The sequence below is a fragment of the Spiroplasma endosymbiont of Poecilobothrus nobilitatus genome (genome assembly GCF_964030655.1).
Taxonomy (GTDB): Bacteria; Bacillota_I; Bacilli_A; order Mycoplasmatales; family Mycoplasmataceae; genus Spiroplasma.
In genome coordinates this window covers 638,707-665,058 of the sequence record NZ_OZ034915.1, presented here as the reverse complement: position 1 = coordinate 665,058, position 26,352 = coordinate 638,707, and the positions used below count along the sequence as shown (strand labels likewise).

At 30.7% G+C, this 26,352-nt stretch carries 41 protein-coding genes, 1 tRNA gene and 2 pseudogenes; 5 read left to right on the top strand and 39 right to left on the bottom strand.

Annotated features, from left to right (window positions below):
- Positions 1-76: 76 nt before the first annotated feature.
- The 29 genes from map to rpsJ form a co-directional block, all read right to left on the bottom strand.
- Positions 77-820 (bottom strand): type I methionyl aminopeptidase, encoded by a 744-nt coding sequence (map, locus tag AAHM76_RS03860; RefSeq protein ID WP_342256758.1) that lies wholly within the window; start codon positions 818-820, stop codon positions 77-79.
- Between the two features lie 73 nt (positions 821-893).
- Positions 894-1,253, bottom strand: coding sequence for a 50S ribosomal protein L17 (rplQ, locus tag AAHM76_RS03855; protein WP_342256757.1), 360 nt, complete (start codon positions 1,251-1,253; stop codon positions 894-896).
- Between the two features lie 15 nt (positions 1,254-1,268).
- Positions 1,269-2,222 (bottom strand): DNA-directed RNA polymerase subunit alpha, encoded by a 954-nt coding sequence (locus AAHM76_RS03850; RefSeq protein WP_342256756.1) that lies wholly within the window; start codon positions 2,220-2,222, stop codon positions 1,269-1,271.
- 15 nt (positions 2,223-2,237) lie between these two features.
- Complete coding sequence (gene rpsK / locus AAHM76_RS03845; RefSeq protein ID WP_004028449.1) at positions 2,238-2,627, bottom strand: 30S ribosomal protein S11; 390 nt, start codon at positions 2,625-2,627, stop codon at positions 2,238-2,240.
- An 18-nt stretch (positions 2,628-2,645) separates the two neighbouring features.
- A complete protein-coding gene (rpsM, locus tag AAHM76_RS03840) occupies positions 2,646-3,011 on the bottom strand; it encodes a 30S ribosomal protein S13 (protein WP_342256755.1) in 366 nt (121 codons plus the stop codon).
- A 17-nt stretch (positions 3,012-3,028) separates the two neighbouring features.
- Complete coding sequence (rpmJ, locus tag AAHM76_RS03835; RefSeq protein ID WP_342256754.1) at positions 3,029-3,142, bottom strand: 50S ribosomal protein L36; 114 nt, start codon at positions 3,140-3,142, stop codon at positions 3,029-3,031.
- A gap of 37 nt (positions 3,143-3,179) precedes the next feature.
- Positions 3,180-3,398 carry a translation initiation factor IF-1 gene (infA, locus tag AAHM76_RS03830; RefSeq protein WP_342256753.1) on the bottom strand — a complete coding sequence of 73 codons (219 nt, stop codon included), beginning with the start codon at positions 3,396-3,398 and terminating at the stop codon, positions 3,180-3,182.
- Between the two features lie 24 nt (positions 3,399-3,422).
- Positions 3,423-4,061 carry an adenylate kinase gene (locus AAHM76_RS03825; protein ID WP_342256752.1) on the bottom strand — a complete coding sequence of 213 codons (639 nt, stop codon included), beginning with the start codon at positions 4,059-4,061 and terminating at the stop codon, positions 3,423-3,425.
- A gap of 18 nt (positions 4,062-4,079) precedes the next feature.
- Positions 4,080-5,507 (bottom strand): preprotein translocase subunit SecY, encoded by a 1,428-nt coding sequence (gene secY / locus AAHM76_RS03820; RefSeq protein ID WP_342256751.1) that lies wholly within the window; start codon positions 5,505-5,507, stop codon positions 4,080-4,082.
- Positions 5,507-5,944: a 50S ribosomal protein L15 gene (rplO, locus tag AAHM76_RS03815; RefSeq protein ID WP_342256750.1), complete on the bottom strand. Its 438-nt coding sequence runs from the start codon at positions 5,942-5,944 to the stop codon at positions 5,507-5,509. The genes secY and rplO overlap by 1 nt, the downstream gene beginning before the upstream one ends.
- A gap of 12 nt (positions 5,945-5,956) precedes the next feature.
- Positions 5,957-6,571 carry a 30S ribosomal protein S5 gene (gene rpsE, locus AAHM76_RS03810; protein ID WP_425289440.1) on the bottom strand — a complete coding sequence of 205 codons (615 nt, stop codon included), beginning with the start codon at positions 6,569-6,571 and terminating at the stop codon, positions 5,957-5,959.
- An 18-nt stretch (positions 6,572-6,589) separates the two neighbouring features.
- A complete protein-coding gene (rplR, locus tag AAHM76_RS03805) occupies positions 6,590-6,955 on the bottom strand; it encodes a 50S ribosomal protein L18 (RefSeq protein WP_342256749.1) in 366 nt (121 codons plus the stop codon).
- Positions 6,956-6,976: 21 nt separating this feature from the next.
- Positions 6,977-7,516: a 50S ribosomal protein L6 gene (gene rplF, locus AAHM76_RS03800; RefSeq protein WP_342256748.1), complete on the bottom strand. Its 540-nt coding sequence runs from the start codon at positions 7,514-7,516 to the stop codon at positions 6,977-6,979.
- 24 nt (positions 7,517-7,540) lie between these two features.
- Positions 7,541-7,930 (bottom strand): 30S ribosomal protein S8, encoded by a 390-nt coding sequence (gene rpsH / locus AAHM76_RS03795; RefSeq protein WP_114564644.1) that lies wholly within the window; start codon positions 7,928-7,930, stop codon positions 7,541-7,543.
- 19 nt (positions 7,931-7,949) lie between these two features.
- Positions 7,950-8,135, bottom strand: a complete 186-nt coding sequence (locus AAHM76_RS03790) for a type Z 30S ribosomal protein S14 (protein ID WP_004028437.1) — start codon at positions 8,133-8,135, stop codon at positions 7,950-7,952.
- Between the two features lie 13 nt (positions 8,136-8,148).
- The gene (rplE, locus tag AAHM76_RS03785) at positions 8,149-8,691 is read right to left on the bottom strand and encodes a 50S ribosomal protein L5 (protein ID WP_342256747.1); all 543 of its coding nucleotides are present in this window, start codon (positions 8,689-8,691) and stop codon (positions 8,149-8,151) included.
- Positions 8,692-8,710: 19 nt separating this feature from the next.
- Entirely contained in the window at positions 8,711-9,031 is a 321-nt protein-coding gene (rplX, locus tag AAHM76_RS03780; protein WP_342256746.1) for a 50S ribosomal protein L24, read from the bottom strand.
- Positions 9,032-9,042: 11 nt separating this feature from the next.
- Complete coding sequence (gene rplN, locus AAHM76_RS03775; RefSeq protein ID WP_004028433.1) at positions 9,043-9,411, bottom strand: 50S ribosomal protein L14; 369 nt, start codon at positions 9,409-9,411, stop codon at positions 9,043-9,045.
- A gap of 18 nt (positions 9,412-9,429) precedes the next feature.
- Positions 9,430-9,690: a 30S ribosomal protein S17 gene (gene rpsQ, locus AAHM76_RS03770; RefSeq protein ID WP_342256835.1), complete on the bottom strand. Its 261-nt coding sequence runs from the start codon at positions 9,688-9,690 to the stop codon at positions 9,430-9,432.
- Positions 9,687-10,700, bottom strand: coding sequence for a 50S ribosomal protein L29 (gene rpmC, locus AAHM76_RS08490; protein ID WP_425289439.1), 1,014 nt, complete (start codon positions 10,698-10,700; stop codon positions 9,687-9,689). The genes rpsQ and rpmC overlap by 4 nt, the downstream gene beginning before the upstream one ends.
- 3 nt (positions 10,701-10,703) lie before the next feature.
- Positions 10,704-11,117 (bottom strand): 50S ribosomal protein L16, encoded by a 414-nt coding sequence (gene rplP, locus AAHM76_RS03760; RefSeq protein ID WP_004028429.1) that lies wholly within the window; start codon positions 11,115-11,117, stop codon positions 10,704-10,706.
- A complete protein-coding gene (gene rpsC / locus AAHM76_RS03755) occupies positions 11,117-11,875 on the bottom strand; it encodes a 30S ribosomal protein S3 (RefSeq protein WP_342256745.1) in 759 nt (252 codons plus the stop codon). The genes rplP and rpsC overlap by 1 nt, the downstream gene beginning before the upstream one ends.
- 19 nt (positions 11,876-11,894) lie before the next feature.
- Positions 11,895-12,233, bottom strand: a complete 339-nt coding sequence (rplV, locus tag AAHM76_RS03750; protein ID WP_342256744.1) for a 50S ribosomal protein L22 — start codon at positions 12,231-12,233, stop codon at positions 11,895-11,897.
- Positions 12,234-12,261: 28 nt separating this feature from the next.
- On the bottom strand, positions 12,262-12,537 hold the full coding sequence (gene rpsS, locus AAHM76_RS03745) for a 30S ribosomal protein S19 (protein ID WP_004028426.1): 276 nt from the start codon (positions 12,535-12,537) through the stop codon (positions 12,262-12,264).
- Positions 12,538-12,620: 83 nt separating this feature from the next.
- Entirely contained in the window at positions 12,621-13,457 is an 837-nt protein-coding gene (gene rplB, locus AAHM76_RS03740; protein ID WP_342256743.1) for a 50S ribosomal protein L2, read from the bottom strand.
- A 55-nt stretch (positions 13,458-13,512) separates the two neighbouring features.
- Complete coding sequence (rplW, locus tag AAHM76_RS03735; RefSeq protein WP_342256742.1) at positions 13,513-13,800, bottom strand: 50S ribosomal protein L23; 288 nt, start codon at positions 13,798-13,800, stop codon at positions 13,513-13,515.
- Positions 13,800-14,426: a 50S ribosomal protein L4 gene (gene rplD, locus AAHM76_RS03730; RefSeq protein WP_342256741.1), complete on the bottom strand. Its 627-nt coding sequence runs from the start codon at positions 14,424-14,426 to the stop codon at positions 13,800-13,802. Before rplD ends, rplW begins: the two co-directional genes overlap by 1 nt.
- A 22-nt stretch (positions 14,427-14,448) precedes the next feature.
- Positions 14,449-15,231, bottom strand: coding sequence for a 50S ribosomal protein L3 (gene rplC, locus AAHM76_RS03725; RefSeq protein ID WP_342256740.1), 783 nt, complete (start codon positions 15,229-15,231; stop codon positions 14,449-14,451).
- A gap of 64 nt (positions 15,232-15,295) precedes the next feature.
- The gene (gene rpsJ, locus AAHM76_RS03720; protein ID WP_342256739.1) at positions 15,296-15,604 is read right to left on the bottom strand and encodes a 30S ribosomal protein S10; all 309 of its coding nucleotides are present in this window, start codon (positions 15,602-15,604) and stop codon (positions 15,296-15,298) included.
- Between the two features lie 251 nt (positions 15,605-15,855).
- Here rpsJ and AAHM76_RS03715 point away from each other — a divergent pair, with 251 nt between their 5' ends.
- A complete protein-coding gene (locus AAHM76_RS03715) occupies positions 15,856-16,815 on the top strand; it encodes a transposase (RefSeq protein ID WP_342256738.1) in 960 nt (319 codons plus the stop codon).
- Here AAHM76_RS03715 and AAHM76_RS03710 read toward each other — a convergent pair.
- The 5 genes from AAHM76_RS03710 to AAHM76_RS03690 form a co-directional block, all read right to left on the bottom strand.
- The gene (locus tag AAHM76_RS03710) at positions 16,805-17,080 is read right to left on the bottom strand and encodes a hypothetical protein (protein ID WP_342256737.1); all 276 of its coding nucleotides are present in this window, start codon (positions 17,078-17,080) and stop codon (positions 16,805-16,807) included. The two genes, AAHM76_RS03715 and AAHM76_RS03710, sit on opposite strands and share 11 nt — an antisense overlap.
- A 50-nt stretch (positions 17,081-17,130) precedes the next feature.
- A complete protein-coding gene (locus tag AAHM76_RS03705) occupies positions 17,131-18,357 on the bottom strand; it encodes a lipoprotein (RefSeq protein ID WP_342256736.1) in 1,227 nt (408 codons plus the stop codon).
- 54 nt (positions 18,358-18,411) lie between these two features.
- A complete protein-coding gene (gene dnaB, locus AAHM76_RS03700) occupies positions 18,412-19,788 on the bottom strand; it encodes a replicative DNA helicase (RefSeq protein WP_342256735.1) in 1,377 nt (458 codons plus the stop codon).
- A gap of 3 nt (positions 19,789-19,791) precedes the next feature.
- The gene (gene rplI / locus AAHM76_RS03695) at positions 19,792-20,244 is read right to left on the bottom strand and encodes a 50S ribosomal protein L9 (protein WP_342256734.1); all 453 of its coding nucleotides are present in this window, start codon (positions 20,242-20,244) and stop codon (positions 19,792-19,794) included.
- A 137-nt stretch (positions 20,245-20,381) separates the two neighbouring features.
- Positions 20,382-21,493, bottom strand: a protein-coding gene (locus tag AAHM76_RS03690; protein WP_342256733.1) for an IS3 family transposase whose coding sequence is annotated in 2 segments (ribosomal slippage) — positions 20,382-21,250 and positions 21,250-21,493 — 1,113 coding nt in all. Because the reading frame shifts where the segments join, the coding sequence is not laid out codon by codon here.
- A gap of 38 nt (positions 21,494-21,531) precedes the next feature.
- On the opposite strand from AAHM76_RS03690, the gene AAHM76_RS03685 reads away from it, so the two are divergent.
- Positions 21,532-22,221: an IS3 family transposase gene (locus AAHM76_RS03685; RefSeq protein ID WP_425289461.1), complete on the top strand. Its 690-nt coding sequence runs from the start codon at positions 21,532-21,534 to the stop codon at positions 22,219-22,221.
- A 112-nt stretch (positions 22,222-22,333) separates the two neighbouring features.
- Here AAHM76_RS03685 and AAHM76_RS03680 read toward each other — a convergent pair whose 3' ends face one another.
- The 4 genes and pseudogenes from AAHM76_RS03680 to AAHM76_RS03665 form a co-directional block, all read right to left on the bottom strand.
- Positions 22,334-22,597, bottom strand: coding sequence for a hypothetical protein (locus tag AAHM76_RS03680; protein WP_342256732.1), 264 nt, complete (start codon positions 22,595-22,597; stop codon positions 22,334-22,336).
- Between the two features lie 89 nt (positions 22,598-22,686).
- The gene (locus AAHM76_RS03675; protein ID WP_342256731.1) at positions 22,687-23,616 is read right to left on the bottom strand and encodes a hypothetical protein; all 930 of its coding nucleotides are present in this window, start codon (positions 23,614-23,616) and stop codon (positions 22,687-22,689) included.
- 181 nt (positions 23,617-23,797) lie between these two features.
- Positions 23,798-23,878, bottom strand: a pseudogene (locus AAHM76_RS03670).
- Positions 23,879-23,895: 17 nt separating this feature from the next.
- Positions 23,896-23,972: transfer RNA gene (locus AAHM76_RS03665), tRNA-Ile, on the bottom strand.
- A 219-nt stretch (positions 23,973-24,191) separates the two neighbouring features.
- On the opposite strand from AAHM76_RS03665, the pseudogene AAHM76_RS08485 reads away from it, so the two are divergent.
- The 3 genes and pseudogenes from AAHM76_RS08485 to AAHM76_RS03655 form a co-directional block, all read left to right on the top strand.
- A pseudogene (locus AAHM76_RS08485) lies at positions 24,192-24,305 on the top strand (hypothetical protein); the annotation flags it as partial.
- Between the two features lie 102 nt (positions 24,306-24,407).
- Complete coding sequence (locus AAHM76_RS03660) at positions 24,408-24,779, top strand: hypothetical protein (RefSeq protein WP_342256730.1); 372 nt, start codon at positions 24,408-24,410, stop codon at positions 24,777-24,779.
- Complete coding sequence (locus AAHM76_RS03655) at positions 24,683-25,069, top strand: hypothetical protein (protein WP_342256729.1); 387 nt, start codon at positions 24,683-24,685, stop codon at positions 25,067-25,069. Before AAHM76_RS03660 ends, AAHM76_RS03655 begins: the two co-directional genes overlap by 97 nt.
- Positions 25,070-25,220: 151 nt before the next feature.
- Here the strand turns inward: AAHM76_RS03655 and AAHM76_RS03650 are convergent, their stop codons facing one another.
- Positions 25,221-26,336, bottom strand: a complete 1,116-nt coding sequence (locus AAHM76_RS03650) for a hypothetical protein (RefSeq protein ID WP_342256728.1) — start codon at positions 26,334-26,336, stop codon at positions 25,221-25,223.
- Positions 26,337-26,352: the final 16 nt, after the last annotated feature.

Below are 26,352 nucleotides of genomic sequence, written 5' to 3'. Positions count from 1 at the left end.
TTCATTAACAAGAAAATTAAAAAATGGTTCAAATACCTTATTAAGCATTCGGCACCATTATTATTTTTAAAAACAATTAAGTTAAAACTTCATATCCAGTCGTAGTAATTAAAATTGTATCTTCAAAATGTGCACTACATAAGTGTAAAGCTGACACTGGCGTTCAATTATCATCTAACATTTTAATTGCTTTAGTCCCAATTTGAACCATTGGTTCAATACAAATCGTCATTCCAGCTTGTAAGCGCATTCCTACCCCCGCTGTTCCAACATTAGGAATCATTGGTTCTTCATGTAATTCACGCCCAATTCCATGGCCAGTAAATTCAGTTGGTAAGAAAAAACCTTCTCCTTCAACATATGTTTGAATTGTTTCACCAATATCACCAATTCGTACTACTGGTTTTAAAATTGCGGTTGCTTTTGCTAATGCTGTTTCAGTGACAGTTAATAACTTCACATGTTCTGCTGTTCGAGGTTTTCCAACAATTACAGTAAAAGCACCATCACTATTATAACCTTCATATGAACAACCTGCATCAACAGAAACAAGGTCACCTTCTACAAATGGCGTATGATTTGGAATTCCATGCACTAAAACTTCATTTAAAGAAACACAAATGGCAGCGGGAAAACCATATAAACCCTTAAAATTTGGTTGGCAATTATTTGCTCGAATAATTTCTTCTGCGCGATGATTAAGCATTACGCCTGTTATTCCTGGTTTAATCATCGCTTTTAATTCTTGATGAATTTGTTTTAATGTTAAACAAGCTTTGCGCATATATTCAATTTCTTGGTCTGTTTTAATTGTAATCATCGTTAAATTCCTTTCAGGTTTTATTTTATCATAAAAAGAAAAAAAACTAACGACACAACAGTTAGTTTTTTGGTTAGACTAATTCAATAATCACCATCAGAGCATTATCTCCTTTACGATTATCTAATTTTAAAATGCGTGTATAACCACCATTACGAGTTTTATATTTTTTGGCAATGCCATTAAATAATTTTTGTAATGCGGTTTCCTTTTCATTTGCATCAATATCACGTAAAAAACTAGCAGCACGACGACGAGCATGTAAATCTTGTCGTTTTCCTAGTGACACTAATTTATCAACATGACGGCGTAATTCTTTTGCGCGTGTTTCTGTTACTTCCAACCGTTCATTAATAATTAATTCGGTTGCTAAATTACGCATTAAGCCATTTCTTCATGCAGTATTTTTCCCTCTTTTTTGTTGGTATGACATCCTTTTTCACCTCTCTTAATCACGTCGAAAGTGTAAACCTAATTGGGCCACTTTATCTTTAATTTCTGTTAATGATTTTTTTCCTAAGTTTCTAATTTCTTGAATTTGATCTTCTGATTTTGAAACTAAATCACGCAAAGTATCAATTTTTGCTCTTTTTAAACAATTTTGTGAACGCTGCGTAAACTCTAGTTCATCAATGCTACGATCTATTTCATCTTCTTCAGCTTCTGCTTCAGATGAAATAATTTGGGTTGCTTTAATTGTTTCATTCAAGTTAACAAATAATTCTAAATGCTCAATAATAACTTTTGCTGCCATTGTAACAGCATTAACTGGCGTAATTGAACTATCAGTTTGAATTTCTAATTCTAATTTTTCTAAGTCAGCATTTTTCCCAACCTTTGTTGGTTCAACATTATATGCCACACGCTGAATTGGACAATAGTTTGAATCAATTACAATTAAATCAGCATATTTTTTTTCTTTTTTATTATCTGTAAATGATTTATACCCACGTGAATTACGAGCATGTAGCTCCAAGTCTAATTCTCCACCTTTAGCAATTGTTGCTAATAATAAATCACCATTAATAACTTCTACTCCAGTTGGGACAACTAAATCTCTTGCGTAAATTTCTCCTTCTTTTGAAGAAACCACTTTTAAAATTACTGACTCTCCATCTGGAATAATATCTCGATTAATTTTTAATACTAAATTTTTAATATTTAAAATTATTTTTGTAACATGTTCAACAACACCGGGAATAGCAGTAAATTCATGCGAGGCACCTTTAATTCGAACAGCAAAAACAGCGGCTCCTGGTGTTGCTGATAGTAATGTTCGACGTATCGCATTTCCTAATGTAACACCAAATCCTCGTTCTAACGGCTCAACTAAAAATTTTCCGTAATTATTGGTTTTATCTTCTGCTTGTAATTTAAATTCTGGTCTAATAAATTGTTTCATCGCCTAATCTTTCTCCTATCCTCTTGGTCTTTTTGGTGGACGTGCCCCATTGTGAGGAATTGGCGTTACATCTTTAATTGAAGTGATTTCTAATCCAATTGCTTGAATGCTCCGTACCGCAGCATCACGCCCTGGGCCTGGCCCTTTTACTTCAACTTGAACACTACTCATTCCGTGTTCTTGGCTTGCTTTTCCAGCTGCTTCAGCAACCATTTGGGCAGCATAAGGAGTTGACTTCTTACTTCCTTTAAAACCCATTGCTCCTGCTGACGCTCATGAAATGACATTACCCGCTTCATCAGAAAGGGTAACAATTGTATTATTGAAAGTTGAATGAATATGTGCAATTCCTTTTAGGACATTTTTTTTAACTTTTTTCTTATTTGTTTTTTTTCTAACAGCCATAATTGTTCTCCTTATCTACTATTTTTTCTTATTAGCAACTGTTTTACGTGGTCCTTTAACTGTTCGTGCATTTTGCTTTGACGACTGTCCGCGTGCTGGCAAACTTTTACGATGACGCATTCCACGATAACTACCAATTTCCATTAAACGTTTAATATTCAAGGCAACTTCGCGTCGTAAGTCTCCTTCGGTTTTTAATTTGGCAATTTCATTTCTAATTGTTGTTAATTCATCTTCTAATAAATCTTTCACCCGAATATCTTCTGATATTTTTGCTTCTTTTAAAATTTGTTGTGATTGTGGTTTTCCAATTCCATAAATATATGTTAACGCAATTACTACGCGCTTATCATTTGGAATATCTACTCCGCCAATACGTGCCATGTTCTTTTCCTCCCTTTTTAACCTTGTCGTTGTTTATGTTTTGGATGTGAACAAATTATCATCACGCACCCTTTTCTTCTAATTACACGACATTTGTCGCAGATTTTTTTAACTGATGATCTTACTTTCATCGTGTATTCTCCTTTACCAAAATTTTTGTTATTTTGTTTATTTATGTCTAAAAACAATACGCCCACGTTCTAAGTCATAAGGTGACATTTCAACAACTACTGTATCGCCGGGTAAAATGCGAATGTAATTCATCCGGATTTTACCCGAAACGTGAGCTAAAATAGTTGCACCATTTTCTAATTGCACCTTAAAAATTGTATTTGGCAATACTTCTAAAATTGTTCCTTGTACTTTCAATAAATCAGTTTTAGCCATTTTATCTATTACCTCCAATCCCCGTTATTTTAAAACTGCCATAATTTGGTCTCAGACAGCATTTCCTTCCATATCAGCATCAATAACGGTTAATACTTGCTGATTTAAATAATATTCAATTAACGGTGCAGTATCAGCATGATATGCCGCTAATCTAATTTTAATTTTTTCTTCATTATCATCTTTTCGTTGTACTAATGGGGTTTGATCATCATCACAAACTCATGCTACTTTTGGCGGCAATGCTGTTTTATGATATGTTCGTCCACAAGTTGGACAAGTTAAACGCCCCGTAATTCGTTCGATTAACTTTGCTTCATCAATTTCAAAATATAATGTATGATCAACCTTGCTATTTAGTTTTTGCAATAATTGATCTAATTTTTTTGCTTGCGCAATTGTGCGCGGAAAACCATCTCAAATTAAATCACCAGTTACTGTTTCTAAATGATTTTCAACCATTTGAATCATAATATCATCAAGAACTAATTTTCCCTGGTCAGCATACTGTTGACATAAAATACCTAATGGTGTGTTTTGCTTAATATTATCGCGAATAATATTACCGGTTGAAATATGCGTAAAACCAAACTTTTTGACTAAATGGTCTGATTGGGTTCCTTTTCCACTGCCAGGAGCTCCTAACAAAATAAAATTTCGCATCAACTTTCCTTTGGCTTTCTATCATAAATATGAATCTTTAGTATCATCCGTTAATTGTTGTGACTTTTTATCAATAAACGCTCGTTGCATAATTCGCCCTTTAACTTGACGCATTGTTTCTAATGCGACTGATACCATAATAATTAACCCTGTCCCTCCAATTGCTAATGCACTTGGTAAAGCTGTTAATTTACTAATCACATAAGGTAAAATTGCAATTGCCGCCAAAAAGACTGACCCCAGAATACTTAAACGGTTAATTGTTTCCTTAATGTATTTTTCAGTTTCTTTCCCAGGGCGGACACCAGGAATAAAGGTTCCGGCCTTCTGAAAATTCTCAGCAATTTTTTCAGGATTCATTTGTACTTGCGAATATAAGAAAGTAAATAAAATTGTTAAAATTGCATAAATAATAATTCCTGGTCATGTACTAAACGATAAATAATTATTGGTAAATTGCACAAAACCATTATTTGGATTACTTACACTAATAATCTGTGCAACAGTAATTGGGGCTGAAATTAATGCCGAGGCAAAAATTACGGGAATAACTCCAGCGGAATTAATTCTTAATGGTAAGAAAGGGCGGGTTTCTTCATTTCCGGATACAAAACCACTTCCTGTTTGCTGAATTGGCAATTTACGTTCTGATTCATTTAACATTACAACAAATAAGACAACCAATAAGAACATTACAACATACACTAAGAATTTTAAAATTCCATCAAATAATAAGTTAATGTCTTCTTGTCCTGAAATTCAGAATTTAAAGGTTGTTTGTAAATTATTTGGTAATTGCGCAACAATTCCAGCAAAAATAATTAATGATACCCCATTACCAATCCCTCTAATTGTCATTTGTTCTGCTAATCAAAGCATTAACATTGTTCCTGCAATTAAGGCTGTTGGAACTAATGTATAATAAAAGATCGTACTTCCAGTTCCAAAATCAGATGAATTTCATTTTGGAGAAATAATGCCTTGGTTTGCCATAGTAAAAATTGTGGCAATTCCTTGCATAATTGCAAATGGAATTGTTAATCACTTTGTTAAGCGATCTATTTTTTTCCGCCCACGTTCTCCACTTTTTGCTCAGCGTGATAAAGACGGAATTACATCGGTTGATAATAACTGCACAATAATCGAAGCAGTAATATATGGTGATACTCCTAAAGCTAAAATTGAAAACTTTCCAAGCGTTCCTCCTCCTAACATTGAAATCAAACTAAAGAACTGATCATTGTTTGATAAATCTTGAAAGTCAGGTGAAATTTTTACGCCTGGGACTGTTAAATAACTACCTAAACGAATTAAAACTAAAATTAATAAAGTAAAACAAATTCGTTTAATCAAATCTTTATTTTTAACAAAAAAATTTGATGATTTAACAATTTCAACCTCGCGATTACGGCGAGTAATTTTTCTTTTTTTCGCTTTAGTTTTCACTATATTACCTCCACTTTTCCTCCAGCTTTTTCAATTGCTGTTTTTGCAGTTTGCGAAACTTTGTTTACTTTAACATTAATACTCTTAGATATTGTACCATTACCTAATATTTTAATTAATTCTTTTTCATTTTTTAGCACTTTTTTGGCAACTAATGTTTGATGGTTAATTTCATTTAATCCTAATTTTTCCAAATCACTTAAGTTTAATAAGACATATTTTTTGGTTGTTAAATTAGTAAAACCAACCTTTGGTAAACGACGGAAGATAGGAGTTTGTCCCCCTTCAAATCCAGGGCGAACACCACCACCGGTGCGGGCATTTTGCCCTTTATGTCCTTTACCGGCTGTTTTTCCTAATCCTGATGAAGTTCCTCGTCCTAGTCGTTTCTTACTATGACGGGCTCCATCAGTATACTGTAATCCGTTTAATTTCATTGTCCTGTCCTCTTATCCTTGTAACTCTTCTGCGGTTTTACCACGTAATTTTGCAATTTGATCAATTGTTCGTAAATTACTTAAACCATCTAATGTTGCACAAATCATATTAATTGGGGTATTTGATCCTAATGATTTTGTATAAACATCTGCTAAACCTGCTAATTCAATCACAGCTCGGGCTGGTCCTCCAGCAATAACTCCTGTCCCTTTGCGAGCTGGTTTAATTAATACTTTCCCTGCTCCAAAATGACCAATAACTTCATGCGGAACAGTTGTTCCCACCAGTGGCACTTTTACTAATTGTTTTTTTGCCTCTTTAATTGCTTTTTTGATTGCATCAGGAACCTCGTTTGCTTTCCCAGTCCCAAAACCAACGCGGCCTTTTTTATCACCAATCACAACAACTGCTGCAAAGCGGAAATGACGCCCTCCTTTTGTTACTTTAGTAACCCGACGAATTTTTACGACTTTTTCTTCAAACATATTTTCATCACCACGACGATCATTATTACGTTCAAAACGTTGATTGCCTTGACGAAAATTATGTTGTGGTCCTTCTTTTTTTGCAGCTAATTGAGCTGAGTTTCCTGTAATTGGTTTTAAATCTGTTTTATTCTCTGCCATTTTTTCTTATTGCTCCTTTTAAAATTTCAGTCCTGCTTTACGAGCAGCCTCTGCAAATGCTTTTACTTTGCCATGGTATAAATATCCACCGCGATCAAATACTACCGTTGTAACTTTTTTTTCAAGTGCTTTTTTTGCAATTTCAGCGCCAACTTTTTCTGCTGCCGCGATATTGCTTGTTGATTTTAAACCAGCCATTTTTAATGTTGAGGCTGCAACAATTGTTTTTTGCTTAACATCATCAATTAATTGGGCATAAAAATGCCCATTTGATTTAAACACATTTAAACGAGGAAGAGCTGTTGTACCATTAATTTTGGCACGAACACGAAAATGTCTTCTTTTTCGTTTTGCATTACGACTTTGACTTTGTAAATTTGCCATTGTTGTTATTCCTTTCTTCTGCTATTTACCAGCAGATTTTCCTTCTTTACGGATAATGTGTTCGTTTTTGTATTTAACTCCTTTGCCTTTGTAAGGTTCTGGTTTACGATAATTTATGATGTTTGCAGCTACTTCACCAACTAATTGTTTTGAAATTCCTTCCACAATAATTTGTGTTGGTTTTGGAAGTGTAATTGTAATTCCTTGCGGAATTTTATATTCAATCGGATGGGAATATCCTAAACTTAACGTTAACTTATTACCAGCTAACGCCGCACGATACCCTACTCCATTAATTTCTAATTCTTTTTTGAAACCTTTGCTGACACCTTCTAACATTCCTTGAATTAAAGAATTAATTGTGCCATGTAATTGCTTACTATGTTTCACATCATTTGTTCTAGTTGTTGTCACAACACCTTCTTTGGCGGCAACAGTAATAACACTTGGAATTGCTTGTTCTAATTGTCCTTTTACGCCTTTTACAATAACATTATTTGGTTGAATTGTTACTTCAACACCAACTGGAATTTTTAACTCTCTATTACCAATTCTAGACATTGTTTTGCTCTCCTTTAAATATTTCTATCACACATAAGCAATAACTTCCCCACCTAAGTGAGCTTGTTTTGCTGCTTTGTCTGTCATAATTCCTTGGTTTGTTGAAATAATTGCAATTCCCATCCCATTTAAAACTTGAGGTACTTCTTCAACGGTTACATAAACTCTTAAACCTGGTTTTGAGATTCGTTTTAATCCTGAAATAACTTTTGTTTTACCTTTATACTTTAAAGTTAACGTTAAGTCTTTTTTAATATCTCCTGATACTTTAAAGTCTTCGACATAGCCTTCTTCTTTCAAAATCTCAGCAATTCTTACTTTCATTTTACTTGACGGCATTTTTACACTTTTGTGCAAACGTTGATTAGCATTGCGAATTCTTGTTAACATATCAGCGATTGTATCAATCATCATAATTAATTAATCTCTCTTTCTATCATGAAGCTTTTCTAACCCCAGGAATTTGTCCTTTACTTGCTAAATTTCTAAAGCATAAACGACATAAATCAAATTTACGTAACACAGCATGAGGTCGCCCACAGTTTCCACATCGAGTATAACCTCTTACCTTGAATTTTGGATGGCATTGTTGTTTAACTTTTAATGATTTTTTGGCCATATCTTCTTTCCTCCTATTTTTTAAATGGCATTCCCATTTTGCTTAATAATGCTCGAGCATCAGCATCATTTGTTGCACTTGTGACAATTGTAATATCCATTCCCCGTACTATTTTAACTTTATCATAGTCAATTTCAGGGAAAATAATTTGTTCTTTAATTCCTAAGGTATAATTTCCACGCCCATCGAAGGCATCTTTATTAAGCCCGCGGAAATCTCTTACTCGTGGTAAAGCAATGTTGATTAGTTTATCTAAAAACTGATACATTTTTTTCCCACGCAAAGTAACTTTTGATCCAATTGGCATTCCTTCACGTAATTTAAAGGAAGCAATTGAACCTTTAGCTTTGGTAACAACTGGTCGCAGCCCAGTTATTAATGCTAATTCATTTGTAATATCTTCAATTACTTTACTATTTTGTGTTGCATCCCCAGCTCCCATGTTAACAACAATTTTTTTAACAACAGGAACTTGCATTATTGATTGAAAACCTTGCTCTTTGAATAATTCTTTAACAATTGTATTCTTATATTTTTTTTCTAAATTAACATTCATTATTAATCATTATTCCTTTCTACGCTAAATGCGCTTTTGATTTACGAGCAATGCGAACTTTTTTACCATTATCAGCAATTTGATAACTAATTTTAGTAATTTCTTTTTTATTTTTTGGATCAATTAATGCAACATTTGAAATATGAACTGAAGCGGAAACTTGTTGAATTCCTCCTTCAGTGTTATCTTGTGAAGGTTTAACATGTTTAATATTTGTAATTCCTTCGATTACCACGCGACTTTTTTCACGTAAGACACGAATGATTGGTCCTTCTGTTCCTTTATGTTTTCCGGCTATAACTTTCACTAAGTCACCTTTTTTAAATTTAACTTTATTCATAATATAGCCTCCTATAATACTTCTGGTGCTAATGATGCAATTTTTACAAAACCAGCATCTTTAACTTCCCGGGCGATTGGCCCAAAAATCCTTGTTCCTCGTGGGTTTTTATCATCTTTAATTAATACTACAGCATTTTCTGAAAATTGAATTTGTGTTCCATCACTTCGTTTTAAACCACGTTTAGTACGCACGATAACCGCTTTAACAACTTGTCCTTTTTTGACAATTCCACCAGGGGTTGCTTTTTTAATTGTACATACAACAATATCCCCAATATTAGTAAACTTTCGTCATGAACCACCCAAATTTTTAATTACTAACACTTCTTTTGCCCCAGAGTTATCAGCAACTTTTAATCTTGATTCTTGTTGGATCATTTTTTTATCCTCTTCTTACTAACCAATTGCTTTTTCAATAACTTCAATTAGACGAAAGTGTTTAGTTTTTGATAAAGGACGCGTTTCCATAATGCTTACTTTATCTCCAATGTGGGCTTGATTTTGTTCATCGTGTGCTAAATATTTTTTTGAATACTTTACACGTTTTTTATATAAGGGGTGATTTTTATATGTTTCAACTAAAACAGTAATTGTTTTTTCAGCTTTATCTGAAATAACACGCCCTTGTAAGACTTTACGACTATTTCTTTCCATTATTTTTTCCCTGTCCCTTTCTTAGTTGTTTTGTCATCGGCTTTTTTTGTTGTTTTACCAGCGGTTAAGATTTTATCACGATTTTCTTTTCAATTTGTACCATAAGTATATTCTTTTGCGTTAGGGTCTTTTGCTTTTAATTCTAAATCAATTTTAACTCCTGAGCCACGCCCTTTTGCAGTGCCACCCATCGCAACAGAACTTTTAATTGCTGCTAATTTTTCTTTTGTATTAAGTTCAGTTGTTTTTTTATTTTTTTTTGTTGGTTCTGCTTTTTTTGTTCCTTTTGGTACTTCAATATCTGCTTTAGCCGAAGTAACTGATTTAACAGTTACTGTTGTTTTGCCGCTTGGTGTTGTTGTTTTACTTTTTGCTGCTGGTTTCTTTGCCGCAGCTTTTTCTTTAATTAAAGTTTTTAATGTTGCATTCTTATCAGTTTTAGTTTCTTGTGCAACATCTTTTTTAGCCACTGGGGCTTTTTTAACAGCTGATGTGGCTGCTTTTCCAGTTGCCGGTTTTTCTTCCCAAACAACTTTTTTCTTAGGAGAATCTTTAACACCCGCTGGTTTCTTTGCAGCAACTGGTGTTTTTTGTTCATCAATAACATTCGCTTCTCCTGTTGTTGAAGCAACAGCTTCTTCTGTTAAGTACATTGCGTCATTTAATGGTAAATCCATTAAATTTGTCATTTCTCCTTCAGCAGCTTGTTGCTCAGCCATCATTTGCTCAATTTTTGCCTTGCGTTGTTTTGCAAATGCTTGTGATTCTTTTTCAATTTTCGCATATGTTTCATTTAAATTAACTTTAACATTAATTGCAGTGTTTTCCCCATCTTTTTTACGAGCAGATAAGATTGTTAAAATGCGAGCAATTTGCTTTTTTAATTCCCCAATGCGATGTGGTTTTTCTAAATTCCCCATTGCTGATTGGAATCGTAACGCAAATAATTCAGCACGCGATTCTTCTTCCAGTTTTTTCAATTCTTCAACTGATTTTTTGGTTAAATCATTCATCTCTTACTCTTCTCCTTTTTTAACAATCTTACATCTTACTGGTAATTTATGCATTGCTAATCGTAATGCTTCACGGGCAGTTTCCTCAGAAACACCTGCTACTTCAAACATAACAGTTCCTGTTTTAACAACTGCTACTCATTCTTCGGGCGAACCTTTTCCTGAACCCATTCGAACTTCTAATGGTTTTTTTGTTTTTGCCATATGAGGAAAAATTCTAATTCAAACTTTTCCTCAACGTTTCATATAACGTGTCATTGCAATCCGCGCTGCTTCAATTTGGCGGTTTGTAATTCACGCTCCATCTAGTGATTTTAATCCAAATTCTCCAAAATCTACTTTCGTATTTCCTTTTGCTTTTCCTTCATATTTAATACGATGCGGACGACGATATTTTGTTCTTTTTGGTAATAACATTATTTTGCCTCCTTAGCAGCAGGGTGTGATTTTGGCCCTTGATCACGACGATTATTGTTTAAACGATTAAAGTCTCGTTTTTCAAACTTTGGTTTTTCATCACTTGTGGAAACTAATTCTTTGCTTAAGATTTCTCCCTTACAAATTCAAACTTTAACTCCAATTTGACCATAGGTTGTTAAAGCTTCTGCTAAAGCATAATCAATATCACTACGTAAAGTTGCTAATGGTACGGTTCCTTCAGTATATCCTTCTGTTCGCGCCATATCTACGCCACCTAAACGTCCTGAAACGGAAGTTTTAATTCCTTGTGCTCCAGCTTTCATTGCTTTTTTAATTGCTAATTTTTGGACACTTCTAAATGATGCACGATTAACAATCTGTTCAGCAATGGTATTTGCCACTAATTGTGCATCAGTGTATGGGTTTTTAATTTCAACAACATTAATTTTTACTTCTATTTTACGATCGCCAATTGTAACATTTACTAATTTTACTAATTTTGCGATATTTTTTCCTTCTTGTCCTAAGACAACACCAACACGAGCAGTTCTAATAAAGATAACAATTTCTTTTTTTGTTCGTTCAATTTCAATTTTAGAAACACTTGCTCCTTTTAATTTTTTCATTAGAGCTTTTCTAATCTTTATATCTTGATGCAATCATTTGACATATTCTTGCTTTTCAGCGTATCATCTTGAATCTCACGTTTTAATAACTCCAACGCGTAATCCTGTTGGACTAACTTTTTGACCCACCTCTTGTTATCTTCCTTTCTTATTGTTGTCCATCACTAACAGTAACTGTGATGTGACTTGTTCTCTTCAATATTTCATATGCTCGCCCATGTGCACGCGGACGGAAACGTTTTAATGTTGGTCCTTCGTTAACGAATATTTCTTTAATAAATAAGCGATCAGCATCCAATCCATTATTATTAACGGCATTTGCTACCGCTGATTTAACTAATTTTTGAACTGGAACTGATGATTTTTTGTTTGTGTTGTTAAGAATAACTATTGCGTCTCCCACTTTTTTATTCCGAATTAAATCGGTAACTAGCCTTACTTTTCGTGGCGATATTCTAATACTTCTTAAGTTTGCTCTTACATACATTTATATAATACTCACTTTCTGAATTTAATTATTTTTTCTTCTTCTTATCATCGCCATGTCCACCAAATTTTCTTGTTGGTGAGAATTCTCCCAATTTATGACCAACCATATCTTCGGTAACATAAACTGGAATATGTTCTTTTCCATTGTGGACAGCAAAAGTATGACCAATAAATTCTGGGAAGATAACGCTTCTTCTTGATCAAGTTTTAACAACTTCTTTTTTATTCGCAGCATTCAACGCTTCAACTTTTTTTTGTAAATGTTTATCAACAAATGGCCCTTTTTTTAGACTTCGTGACATTGTTTTGCCTCCTATATATAATCTCTCTAATTTTGATTTTTACTTTCAACTATTATTTGTCGGATTGACCCTAATTAGTAAGATTATTTAGTACGTCTTCTAACGATTAATTTAGTTGAAGCTTTTTTCTTGTTACGAGTTTTCACTCCTAATGCTTTTTTACCTCATGGTGTCATTGGTGCTTTTCGACCAACCGGAGCTTTACCTTCTCCCCCACCATGTGGGTGATCATTTGGGTTCATAACTGACCCACGAACAGTTGGACGAATTCCACGTCAGCGGTTTCGTCCTGCTTTTCCTCAATTTACTAGGGCGTAGTCTTCGTTTCCAACTTCACCAACTGTTGCTCGACATTCTCCTAAAACTTTACAAACTTCACCTGATGTTAATCGAATTGTGACATATTTACCATCTTCATCTTTCCCTAATAATTGCACTGATGAACCAGCCGAACGAGCTAATTGACCACCTTTGCCTGGCCGTAATTCTAAATTATGTAGAACAGTCCCTTCTGGAATGTTTTTTAATTTCATGCAGTTTCCAACTTTAATATCCGTTTTCTCGCCGCTAACAATTTGCATTCCAACTTTGATGGTTTTTGGTGCTAAAATATATCTTTTTTCACCATCAACATAATTAACTAAACAAATAAAGGCATTACGATTTGGATCATATTCAATTGTTGCAATTTTTCCAATAATATTATCCTTATTACGTTTAAAGTCAATAATACGATATTTAACTTTGTGGCCGCCACCTTTATGTCTTGTTGTAATAACTCCTTGGTTATTACGACCAGCATGTTTTTTTCGAGTTTCAATTAATGATTTTTTCGGGCGGTCAGTTGTCAACACGGAATAATCTAATGACGTCATATTGCGACGACTCGGTGTGACTGGTTTAAAACTCTTAATTGGCATTTTTATTTATCCTCCTATTTCGCCAATAAACAGTCCCAGATAGTGTATCCTGGAATTATTTATCTTCTCCTAATAAATCTAATTTCTCACCTGGTTTTAATTTAATAATTGCACGTTTTGTATATGTTGTCTCTCCAACAAATTTTCCCATTTTCTTTTCTTTTGGGTCATAATTAATAACATTAACTTTTTCAACCTTTACTTCAAAGATTTTTTCAAAAGCTTTTTTAATTTGAACTTTATTTGCTGTACGCGCAACTTCAAAAGTATAAACCCCATTTGCCATATTATGATATGTTTTTTCTGATAAAATTGGCTTTTTTATGACATTTGTAATATGCATTATGCGTACACCTCTTCAATTGCTTTTATTGCTTTTTCTGTTACTAATAATTTGTTTGCATTTAATAAATTATATATATTAATACCAGCTGATGTAATTATATTTACCTTTTCAATATTACGTGATGATTTAAAATTAACTTCATCACCTTCTGTGGTAATAATTAATAGTTTTTCACCATTAACTTTTAAATTATTTAAAACTTCAACCATTGCTTTTGTTGAAGGTTTGTCAATTCCAAATTGATCAATTATCATAATATTTTTTTCTTGAACTTTCAACGATAATGAAGATTTAATTGCTAATTTTCTGACTTTCTTATTGACATGTTTTAAATAATTTTTTTCTGGAGTTGGACCAAAAACAACCCCCCCCCCTTTTCATTGCGGTGCTCTAATTGAACCTTGGCGAGCACGACCAGTTCCTTTTTGTCTTCAAGGTTTTCTTCCCCCACCAGATACTTCAGTTCTTGTCTTAGTTTTGTGTGTGCCTTGACGCATTGCGGCCTGTTGCGCAATAACAGCATCAAACATTGCTTGCTGATGTGGCTCAATTCCTCAAATGTCATCATTTACACTAATTTCTTTAACGCTTGTTCCCTTCGCATCAAGTACTTGTAATTTCATTTTAAAATTCCTTTCTACAAAACTATTCTGTCTTTGATGCTGGCTGGTGTGCATCAGTGACTGCCGTTGGGGTTGTATCAACTGTTGCATCAACAACTCCTTCAACTGGTTTTTCTTCTTTTGCTGTGGGCTCTGGTGTTTTTGTTTCAATAGTTCTTTTAACTAGTTCTGTTGGTGTATTTGGTTTTAAACCTTTAATTGCTTCTTTAATAACTACAAACTGTTTTTTTGGACCTGGAATTGAACCTTTTACCAATAAAGCATTTTTTTCAGTATCAATTGCAATAACTTCTAAATTTTGAATTGTTACTTTTTCGGTTCCCATATGTCCAGGCATTTTTTTAGATTTTAAAATTCGATTTGGGGCAATAGCTCCCATTGACCCAACACCACGGTGATAACCTGAGCCATGTCCCATTGGCCCCTGTGAATAGTTATGTCTTTTAATTGAACCGGTAAATCCTTTCCCTTTTGAAGTTCCTGTAACATCAACGAATTCCCCAGCAGTAAAAATATCAGCTTTAATAATATCGCCAGGATTATAACCATCCATATTTATGATTTCTTTAACGAAGCGCTTAGGTGTTGTATTCGCTTTTTTGAATTGTCCTTGGTCTGGTTTTGAAACCAAGCTAATTCTTTTATCTTCGACAGCTAATTGAAGCGCTTGATAACTATTTTGTTCTTTTGTCAACACTCGTAAAACAACATTAGGTTCTACTTCAACTACTGTAACTGGTATTAATCTACCATCGGTAGCAAAAATTTGTGTCATACCAATTTTGCGCCCTAAGATTCCTTTCATTTCTTTCCTCCTTGAAAATACGTCATGTATATCTTGTCTATAAATTAAATTTAAGAATGGTTATTTATTTCATTTCAATTTCTACACCACTTGGTAACTGCACTCTTTTTAAAGTGTCAATTACCTTTGAACCATCAGGATTAATAATATCAATAATTCTTTTATGTGTTCTCATTTCAAATTGTTCTCTTGAATCTTTATATTTATGAGTTGCTCTTAAAATAGTAATGATATTACGATCAGTTGGTAAAGGGATTGGTCCTTTTACCTCTACTCCTGCTGCTTGAGCTGCTTCAATGATTTTTTTAATTGATTGATCAACCACACGGTGATCAAAACCTTTTAATTTAATTCTCATTTTAGTTTGAGCCATTATTTTTCCTCCTAATTTATTCATATTTTTTGTGTAAACATTTGCAACGCCTATCAGTGTATCGGTGATAGACCACAAAAGATGTCTACACAAAATATACATGCTTATTTATTTTATTGGATAATAGGCAATAATGCAAGTCTTTTTTAAGAAAAAAATTAAAATATTTCTTTAATTTTGTAGAAAACTCTTGATATTTATAAAATATACCTAAAATTAGGTATATTTTTAATATAAGAGGTGAATAATTAATGGAAAAAATAATTGAAGAATTAATAAATAGTTTAACAGATGATCAATTTTTAGAATTTCATGAAAAAGTCAAAAAAGAAGCAGAATTAATTAAAAAACAAAAACGCTTAAATGAAATTGAACAAAAATTTAGGGATAAAGGTATTAAATGTCCTAATTGTCAATCTTTTTATTGTGTTAAAAATGGTCATAATCCTGAAGGAAAACAAAAATATTTATACAAAAAATGTCGTGCTAGTTTTGATGCTTTTCGTGATCATTTTACGTATTGAAGTCATTTAAATTATGAACAGTGAAATTTATTGATTCAAATTTCATTATTAGGGCAATCTAGTAAAATGATTTCCCACTTTATTAAAACATCACCGAAAACCGCTTGATATAATCGCCAAAAAATAATGAAATCAAAACAATTAGAAAACACCCAATTAAAATTTAAAACGTTAAATGGCCAAATTCAAATTGATGAAACATTTATTAAAGAAATCCACAAAGGTAATTTTAAAGATAAATTTGATAAAAGAAAAATTCATCTTGATTCATTTTCAACCAACACTAAATGTTGTGTTCAAATGGCTGTTGATAGCAATAATAATATTTATGTTAAATCAACCAACACAAAACGATTACAAAAACAGTGAATTATTGAAAATATTAATAAACAATTAATCAAAGAAAATTCAATTATTATTTCTGACAGGCAACCATTATATTTATTAGTAGCAAAACAAACAAATTCTATTTTATTAGCAACTAAAACTAGTGCAAATCCTGATGCTAGTTATCGGAAGTTAAATAAAATTAGTAAATTACAATCAAATCTTAAAGAATCCTTAATTCATTATCATGGCTTAGGTTTCGCGAACATTCAAAATTATTTAAATCTCTGAAAATGAAAATACCAGCATAAAGGTTTAACGCCAAACCAACAATCATCGGTATTATATTTTAACGTATAAAAAAGTTAAATAACAATATTAAAAGTTTATATAATTTTCTTTTAAAGTTATCATATTGATGATTTTTTTTATTTAATCAAGAGTTTTCTACAAAATTAAAATAATATTCTGAATAATCTAATAGTTTTTTTATTACTAATGCTGTTTGTTCATTAATTGTTACTTGTTTATTATTATTATTATTATTATTATTAACTTCTTTTAATTCAATAATTTCTAATTTTGCATAATGCTTAATTCGTTCAAGAAAAGTTTCATAGCCCATTACTAGATACTTTTTATCTAATGAACCAATTGCCAGAATTTTAATATCAATTATTTATATTGGTCAGTAATTGAATCAACATTAATTTTTCATTTTAGAGCTGGGAAAGTATAATCTGTTTCTGGTGTTGGGAATTGACCACTTTTGCCAACTTCCTTATCTTCCTCCTCTGTTAAAATTCCTTTATAATCATTTTTTTTAACAAATCCTAATGCAATTTTAATATTTTGATCAATCTTAACATCATCTGGAATAGCATTAAAATTATAGTGATGATAATCATCATCATCTTTTAAACTCTCAAAGTCATAAAAACCATAACTTAGGAAAAATCATTGATGACCATAAGTTGTATTATCTTTTGTACTATTTGGATTTTCGTAAACAAGATAATTTGCATAACCTACTAATTTATCAATTGTTACTGTAAAAGTAAAACGATTATGTTCTCCTTGAAACTCAAAGCGAATTGTCACATTAGGAATAACAATTGCAATATAACGTGCTGATTGATATCCGCGATTTTGATCAATTTGATCATAACCTTGATTATAGCCATTTTTTGGATCATTTAATCATTCAAGAATCGTTGCTATAGGTGATAATACTTTTAATGATGAAGGTGTATAAGGAGTTTTTTTGCCATCTGGCCAAGTTTGTTCTTTAACTCATTCTTTATTCTTTGTATTTTCTGCATTCCCAGTCATTGTAACCAAATTATCATTTGTTTTATTTAAAATTGTTTTATTTTCATTTGCAAGGAAAGCAACTTGGCTATAGTATGAGTCATAACTAGTTGAATAATTGTTAAAAAATTCTTCTCATAATACTTTTTGATTATTTTTTTTACTACTATCAAAAGGATCTTGCGCATCAGTTTTTGCAGTTTTAATTAGTTCATCCTTTTGCCCTTTTAAGCCAGCTGCAATTTGCTCATCAGTTCACTTTGTTCCTTTACCAGTTGTTACACTATTATCTTTTGTCAAATTTATACCATGTAAAATAGATTTAATTGCATTATTAATTAAACCCAATTGCCCACCCTGTAAACTGTATTCATAAGGAGCACCATTTTCATCTTTTCCTGATTGTGTTACATCATCAATTCCATTTGTTGATTTACCAGTTGCTGTTGGGGCATGACTAAATTTTTGATTTCCATTATACATAAAAGTAGAAATAGGTTTTCCTTGTAGTGCACCACTACAAGCGACAGCTGATGCTGATGATGCTGTAACCAAAGTTGTTGCTGCAAAAATTGATAATAACTTACGCATTATAGTACTCTTTTCTTAAACACTAATTTATTTTTCACTAATTAATATAGTATCCTAAATTTTTGTATTTTGCAAACCATAATCAGCAAATGAACCGTGTTTTTTTACAAATAATAATTCAACACTCCCAGTTGGGCCATTTCGATGCTTTGATAAAATTAATTGTGCCTTTTCTGTTTCTAACATTGGTCCTTCCATTTTATTTGAATCGTTAGCAGTATAATATTCTTCTCGAAATAAAAACATAATAATATCCGCATCTTGTTCAATTGCCCCTGAATCACGTAAGTCAGACATAATTGGCCTTTTGTCTTCTCGTTTTTCAACTAACCGTGATAATTGGGATAAACAAATAATCGGAACCTCTAATTCACGAGATAATACTTTAAGTTGCCGGGAAATTGTTGAAACTTCTTGTTGACGTGAATCGCCAAAATGAGTTCCAGTGCTAAGTAATTGTAAATAATCAATAACAACTAAGCCAACTTCGTTTTCACGACATAATTTTCTTAACTTTGACTGTAATTCAATGACTTTCAAACCTGGCGTATCATCAATAAATAATTTTGTTTGTTTTAAAAAATCTGCCGCCTTGGTAATATTTTCTCAATCACGCGTTTGTAACCCTTTACCAGTTCGGACTTTAACAGAATCAACTGTTGAATAACTTCCTAGCATTCTTTGAATTAATTGTTCTGCTGGCATTTCAACTGAAAAAATAGCAACTGCTTTTTTTGATTGAGCAGCTGATTTAACAGCAAAATTTAAAGCTAATGCTGTCTTTCCCATTGAAGGACGTGCCGCTAAAATAATAAAATCCCCTTTTTGAAAACCTGATGTCATACGATCTAAATCACGAAAACCACTTGGACTTCCTGTTAACATTTCGCAGGAATTTTCTAACAATTCAATTTTTTGTAGTACTTTATCAACTTCGTCATATGAAGTTTTAAATAAATTCCCTTTTCGCTCCTTTTTAACATCTAAGATTTCTTTTTCTGCGTGACTAACAACTTCATCAATTGGCTGATGAGCATCAATCTGACGATTAATACTATCAACAACAGCCTTTAATCGACGTGAGGTTGTATTTTTAATAATAATATCTAAATATTCAGATAAATTAGCATCTGTTGTATATGATTGAAATAAATCAGTTAAAAATTCAATGCCACCAATTTTATTTAAAATATTATTTTTTAACATATAATTGCTTAATGTTGTAATATTAATTGCAACCTTTGCTGAAAATTGTTCTTGTAAAGCTTTGAAAATTACTTTGTAATTCATTACAGTAAAATCTTCTTCTGTTAAAATTAAAAAAACTTCTTCAGCCGCTGTAATGGAGTGTGCAATTATTGCTAAAACATTTTTTTCCGCATCATTAATAACATTAAGTTTATTTAATTCTGTTTTATTGATGTTTTCCATTAATTAACTCTCCTTTTTTTCTACCATCACTTTTAATGTTGCAATTATATTTGGAGCTAATTTAATTTTTAGGTAATGTAACCCAAAACTTGTTAAATTATTATTATCAATAAATTTCTTTTTATCAACTTTTAAGTTAAATTCTTTCGCTAATCGATCTTCAATTTGTGTTAAAGAAACAGAACCAAATGTTTTATTATCATGAACTTTTAATTTAAAATTCAATGTTAATTCTTCTAATGCTGCTTTTAATTCTTCTAAATAAGCTTTTGTTGTTGCTTTTTGTGCTGCTTGCTGTGATAAAACAACATTTAATTTAGCCAAATTAGCAGAAGTTGTTAGAATTGCAAAACCTTCTTTAATTAAATAATTTTTTGCATAACCATCAGCAACATCAATTACATCATTAACTTTTCCTTTTCCTTTAACATCTTTAATTAAAATAACTTTCATCATAATCACCTACTACAAATTATAACGGAAAACTTCTTAAAATAATTTTAATAAATAAAAAACGAATTATTTTAGAGTGCACCCATTTTAGTAAGTACTAATAAAAAGTATTGGAATGGCAACACTTTTTAGGACACTTTTTATATAGACATTTGTTTTCTAAAAGTAACTGGAGATAAATAATTTAAACTGCCATGAATTCGAATATTGTTATATCAATGCACAAAATCAAAAAGTTCGTATTTTAATTGTGTTAAATTTTTAAATTTTTTACCCTTAATAAATTCAGTTTTAAAAGTTTTGTAAGTTGTTTCAGCCACAGCATTATCATAAGGGCGGCCTTTATTGCTTAATGATCTTTTAATATTAAAAGTTATTAAAATTTCATCAATGATTTTATTTTTAAACTCATTACCACGATCAGTATGAAATAGAGTTATTTGATTTAATGGTCGTGTTATTTTATGAAAAGCTTGTTGGACCAGTTCGGCTGTTTTATTCGGCCCAGCACTATAACCAATTATTTCACGATTAAACAAGTCAATTAATAAACAAATATAATGTCATTTAGCGCCAACTTGAACATATGTTAAATCACTAACAATAACTTCATTAGGTTTTTTGTTGTTAAATTGACGATTTAAAATATTATTAATTTGGTCATTATTGACTGTTGTTTTATGATTATGATATTTTAATTTGGTGTATTTAGAAACCAAATTATTTTTGATCATAAAGAATCTTATTTTTCGCCGCGATAAGATGATATCTTTTCTGTTTAAAATAACTTTAATTTTGCGAGCCCCATAAATTTTGCGGCTTTTATTAAAGGCACTGATAATTTCTTGTTCATAATTATTAACTTGCTTGTTAATGCATTTATTAGTTTGATAATAATACGTTGATTTTGATAAACCCAAAATCTTACATATTTTTCTTGCTGAATATTTTGTTTTGTTGTTATTAATTATTGTTATTTTTTGGCCATTATCAGTGCGGCTTGCTTTAAAATGTCATTTTCCATTTTCAAGTCTTTAAGTTCTTTTCGTAAAGTTATTATTTCATTTTCTTCTAGTGTGAGATTGTCTTTTGCTTTAAATGAACCAGAATTATTATAATTTTTAACTCAACTATAAATAGTTGGTTTTGGTAAATTATATTCTTGCCCTAGATTAATAACACTTTTACCATTTTTATATAGCATGATAATTTGTTTTTTAAATTCTTCAGAGTATGAAGTTTTATTTCCCATTTTTATATTCCTTCTTTCTTAATAATTTTATCTAATTTTTAAGTCTATATAATTATGGTCCTAATAATTGTAGCCTATCCATTATTTTAAACAGAAAAGATATCATCTTATCGCGGCGAAAAATAAGATTCTTTATGATCAAAAATAATTTGGTTTCTAAATACACCAAATTAAAATATCATAATCATAAAACAACAGTCAATAATGACCAAATTAATAATATTTTAAATCGTCAATTTAACAACAAAAAACCTAATGAAGTTATTGTTAGTGATTTAACATATGTTCAAGTTGGCGCTAAATGACATTATATTTGTTTATTAATTGACTTGTTTAATCGTGAAATAATTGGTTATAGTGCTGGGCCGAATAAAACAGCCGAACTGGTCCAACAAGCTTTTCATAAAATAACACGACCATTAAATCAAATAACTCTATTTCATACTGATCGTGGTAATGAGTTTAAAAATAAAATCATTGATGAAATTTTAATAACTTTTAATATTAAAAGATCATTAAGCAATAAAGGCTGCCCTTATGATAATGCTGTGGCTGAAACAACTTACAAAACTTTTAAAACTGAATTTATTAAGGGTAAAAAATTTAAAAATTTAACACAATTAAAATACGAACTTTTTGATTTTGTGCATTGATATAACAATATTCGAATTCATGGCAGTTTAAATTATTTATCTCCAGTTACTTTTAGAAAACAAATGTCTATATAAAAAGTGCCCTAAAAAGTGTTACCATTCCATTTTAACCCTGTTACTTCTAGTAATAATTTTATTGAATATTCACGACAATTTTTTTTAATAAAAGAGACTATTCTTAGTTTTCTTAATTGTAAAAGTCATGGATCTTTTTTAATAATTCATACCTTGTTTTATAATATTCTAAATTTCTTTTGGCAAAAGAAATTTTAGGTCCTTTAGGATTGTTTAATTTTCCTTTTTTATGATTTGTTCATCAAGATTCTGCTGTATTTGCATTTATATTATATTGTTTTGCTACTATTCAAAAACTTTTTTGTTTAATTTCCTCAATGATTTTTGTTCTAAATTCTGATGTATATTTGTTATATTTTTGCCCTTTTTTTGCCATATAAAAATGCACCCCCTATAAAAATTTAACAAAATCTTTTTTTATTTTACTTACTTTTTGGGGTGCAGTCTTATTTTTTTCTTCGTTTTTTAACCAATATCTAATAAATATAACGATAGCATCGCTTTTTTAAAAACTTTATCCAAACATTTTTCAGCTTCGCTATCTTCTTGATATGTTAAAGAATTACGATATTTTGTATGTTGTAAAAAACTAAAAATATCATATTCTAACTTAGGATTAAAATCTTTAATTTCAGCTCGTTTTTCTTCTAACAGTGGTAACAACTTATTTAAAGCAATTAACTTAGCACTAATATTACCATTATTTGCAAAATACTCAGTAAAAATTATTTCTTTATTAATTTTGTTATCATCATTATCAATATTTTTTAAAGTTTTGTTTGACATTAATCTTGGTTTTCTTCTTATCTTGCTATTACTACCAGCGCTATTGTCTTTAACACCAAAACGTTTTACTTTTAATCCGTTATTAATTGCATCAACAATTTCAATACCAAATCAATCTAATAATTCATAAATTTTTGTTGGATAACTATTAAAAGCAACTGATTTGTAATTATTCAAAGCACTAATTGTTGGTCCATCCGTTTCCATTGATAAATTAGTAATATTTAATGTATATTCACAAAATTTCAATAATTCTGAATCTTCAATAAAAAAATTATCAATTTGTTTATAAATTAAATCATAATTTTTTCCTTCGTTTTTCTTATTTATTTTTTTCCCTAAATTCAAATCTAAATCATTTTTTAAATCAATACTATAACTTTCTTTAATAATCCCTAATTCATGTAATTCATTATTTGAATCTAAATTAATATCAAAAAATAAAATTGCTTTATCAACATTCATTCCAAATAATTTAGTTGATGAATTATCTAATGATGACTTAATAAATTGACCATTAATCATAACTACTCAATATGCAAGTATTTCTTTAAAATTCGTTAAAAAATATGCATATCTTTCGTTTTCATTTTTATCAAAAATTGACATACTTCACCCCTGTTTATATTCTGTTTTGCATTAGATATATTATACTAAAAAAGCAATTATATTAAACTTTCCCCCACAAAAATTAAGGATAATAGCAACAAACAACCTTTAAATTCAATTAAAAAAGCATATTAATAATTTAATATGCTTTTTTAATTAATTTTTTAAATTTATTTTGAAATGGTGAACCCGAACGGGATCGAACCGTCGACCCCCTTCCTTGCGTGCAAGGCGGGTGCTTTCCCAGCTGAGCTACAGGCCCAAAATTCTTATAAAAAATGGTCGGGCTAAATGGACTTGAACCATCGGCCTCACCCTTATCAGGGGTGCGCTCTAACCAACTGAGCTATAGCCCGAAAACCTAAATCATTATAACATTAATTTTATTTAAAAAACAACCATAAATCTTTAATTTTGTAGAAAACTCTTGATATTTATAAAATATACCTAAAATTAGGTATATTTTTAATATACGAGGTGAATAATTAATGGAAAAAATAATTGAAGAATTAATAAATAGTTTAACAGATGATCAATTTTTATAATTTCATGAAAAAGTCAAAAAAGAAGCAGAATTAATTAAAAAACAAAAACGCTTAAATGAAATTGATCAAAAATTTAGGGATAAAGGTATTAAATGTCCTAATTGTCAATCTTTTTATTGTGTTAAAAATGGTCATAATCCTGAAGGAAAACAAAAATATTTATGCAAAAAATGTCGTGCTAGTTTTGATGCTTTTCGTGATCATTTTACGTATTGAAGTCATTTAAAATATGAACAGTGAAATTTATTGATTCAAATTTCATTATTAGGCCAATATAGTAAAATGATTTCCCGCTTTATTAAAACATCACCGAAAACCGCTTGATATAATCGCCAAAAAATAATGAAATCAAAACAATTAGAAAACACCCAATTAAAATTTAAAACGTTAAATGGCCAAATTCAAATCGATGAAACATTTATTAAAGAAATCCACAAAGGTAATTTTAAAGATAAATTTGATAAAAGAAAAATTCATCTTGATTCAATTCATTTTCAACCAACACTAAATGTTGTATTCAAATGGCTGTTGATAGCAATAATAATATTTATGTTAAATCAACCAACACAAAACGATTACAAAAACAGTGAATTATTGAAAATATTAATAAACAATTAATCAAAGAAAATTCAATTATTATTTCTGACATGCAACCATTATATTTATTAGTAGCAAAACAAACAAATTCTATTTTATTAGCAACTAAAACTAGTACAAATCCTAATGCTAGTTATCGGGAGTTAAATAAAATTAGTAAATTACAATCAAATCTTAAAGAATCCTTAATTCATTATCATGGCTTAGGTTTCACGAACATTCAAAATTATTTAAATCTCTGAAAATGAAAATGCCAGCATAAAGGTTTAACGCCAAACCAACAATCATCGGTATTATATTTTAACGTATAAAAAAGTTAAATAACAATATTAAAAGTTTATATAATTTTCTTTTAAAGTTATCATATTGATGATTTTTTTATTTCATCAAGAGTTTTCTACAAAATTAAAACCATAAATTTAAAATATTTTAAAAAAATAAAAAGCAAAATTAATTTGCTTTTTATTCTACAATTGGGTATAATTCCTCAATATCAAGCGCCCCTTTACGCTTTGCTTTTTTATGATTCTGTTTTTCTAATTTTGCTTGCATTTTGGCTGCTTTTAATTCTTCTTTCATTAAACGTTTTGTTTCTTTTTTTGAAATTTTGGAATTGTTATTAAATTCTTGTTCATTAGCAAAATTAAATAATTCATCATCATCAGCTACATTAATTGGTTTTGCCACTTGTTTTGGTTGCTCATATTGTTCTGGTTGTTCTGATTGTTGATTAAGAAAAACCGGATTAGAAACAAAAGCTTGTTCATAGTATGGTTGATTGTTGGTTGGTTGGGAATGATTTCCTTGTTGTTCTAATTCCTTTGAATAAACATTTGGAGTTATTACAGGCTCTGGATTAGTAACTGCAACATCATTATATTGATGTCCTAATATTTCATCAGTTGAAACCGGATTATTTTGGCCTTGATTAATAACTGTTTCAGGATTATATTCTTTAACAGGAGATTGAACTAGTTGTTCTTCATACCCATTATTTGAATATTCATCATTTTTCTGTATTCAAGGAAATGTATCATCTTTTAATTGATTATTTTTTTTTATGCGCAAATCATTGCTGTCATTATTTCAACTTGGTTTTAAACCTTCATTATTTTTAATGTGAGGATTTTTTTCAAAATGTTCATTATAATCTGAATTATTTTGCCCACAAGTACAACCTCATGGTCCATAAGGATTATTTTGTGGCCCATAATAATTTAGATACATACCATGACACATTCCTCCCATTTGCGAAGTTGGTGGCATCATCGAATAAAATGGATATGGCGATGGGGCTACTTGTTGTGCTGGAGCTGGTTGTTGAATAAAAAAAACTTGTGGTGAAGCACCATTCGTCGGATATGGCGTAATAATTTGCTGAGGTTGCGATGAATATTGGGGAATTGAAGTTCCTGATGAATAATTATTTGAAAATGAAGGGGTTGGTGATAATGTTAAAGTGCTAATAAACACTTCTGCATCACGACGACTTCTAAATAGCGCAATTTCGCTATTAGTATCATGTGACTTTACTAAATATCCTTCTTCATTTGGTAAAATATAAAAACTATTATTCATTTTTGCACCTCATTTT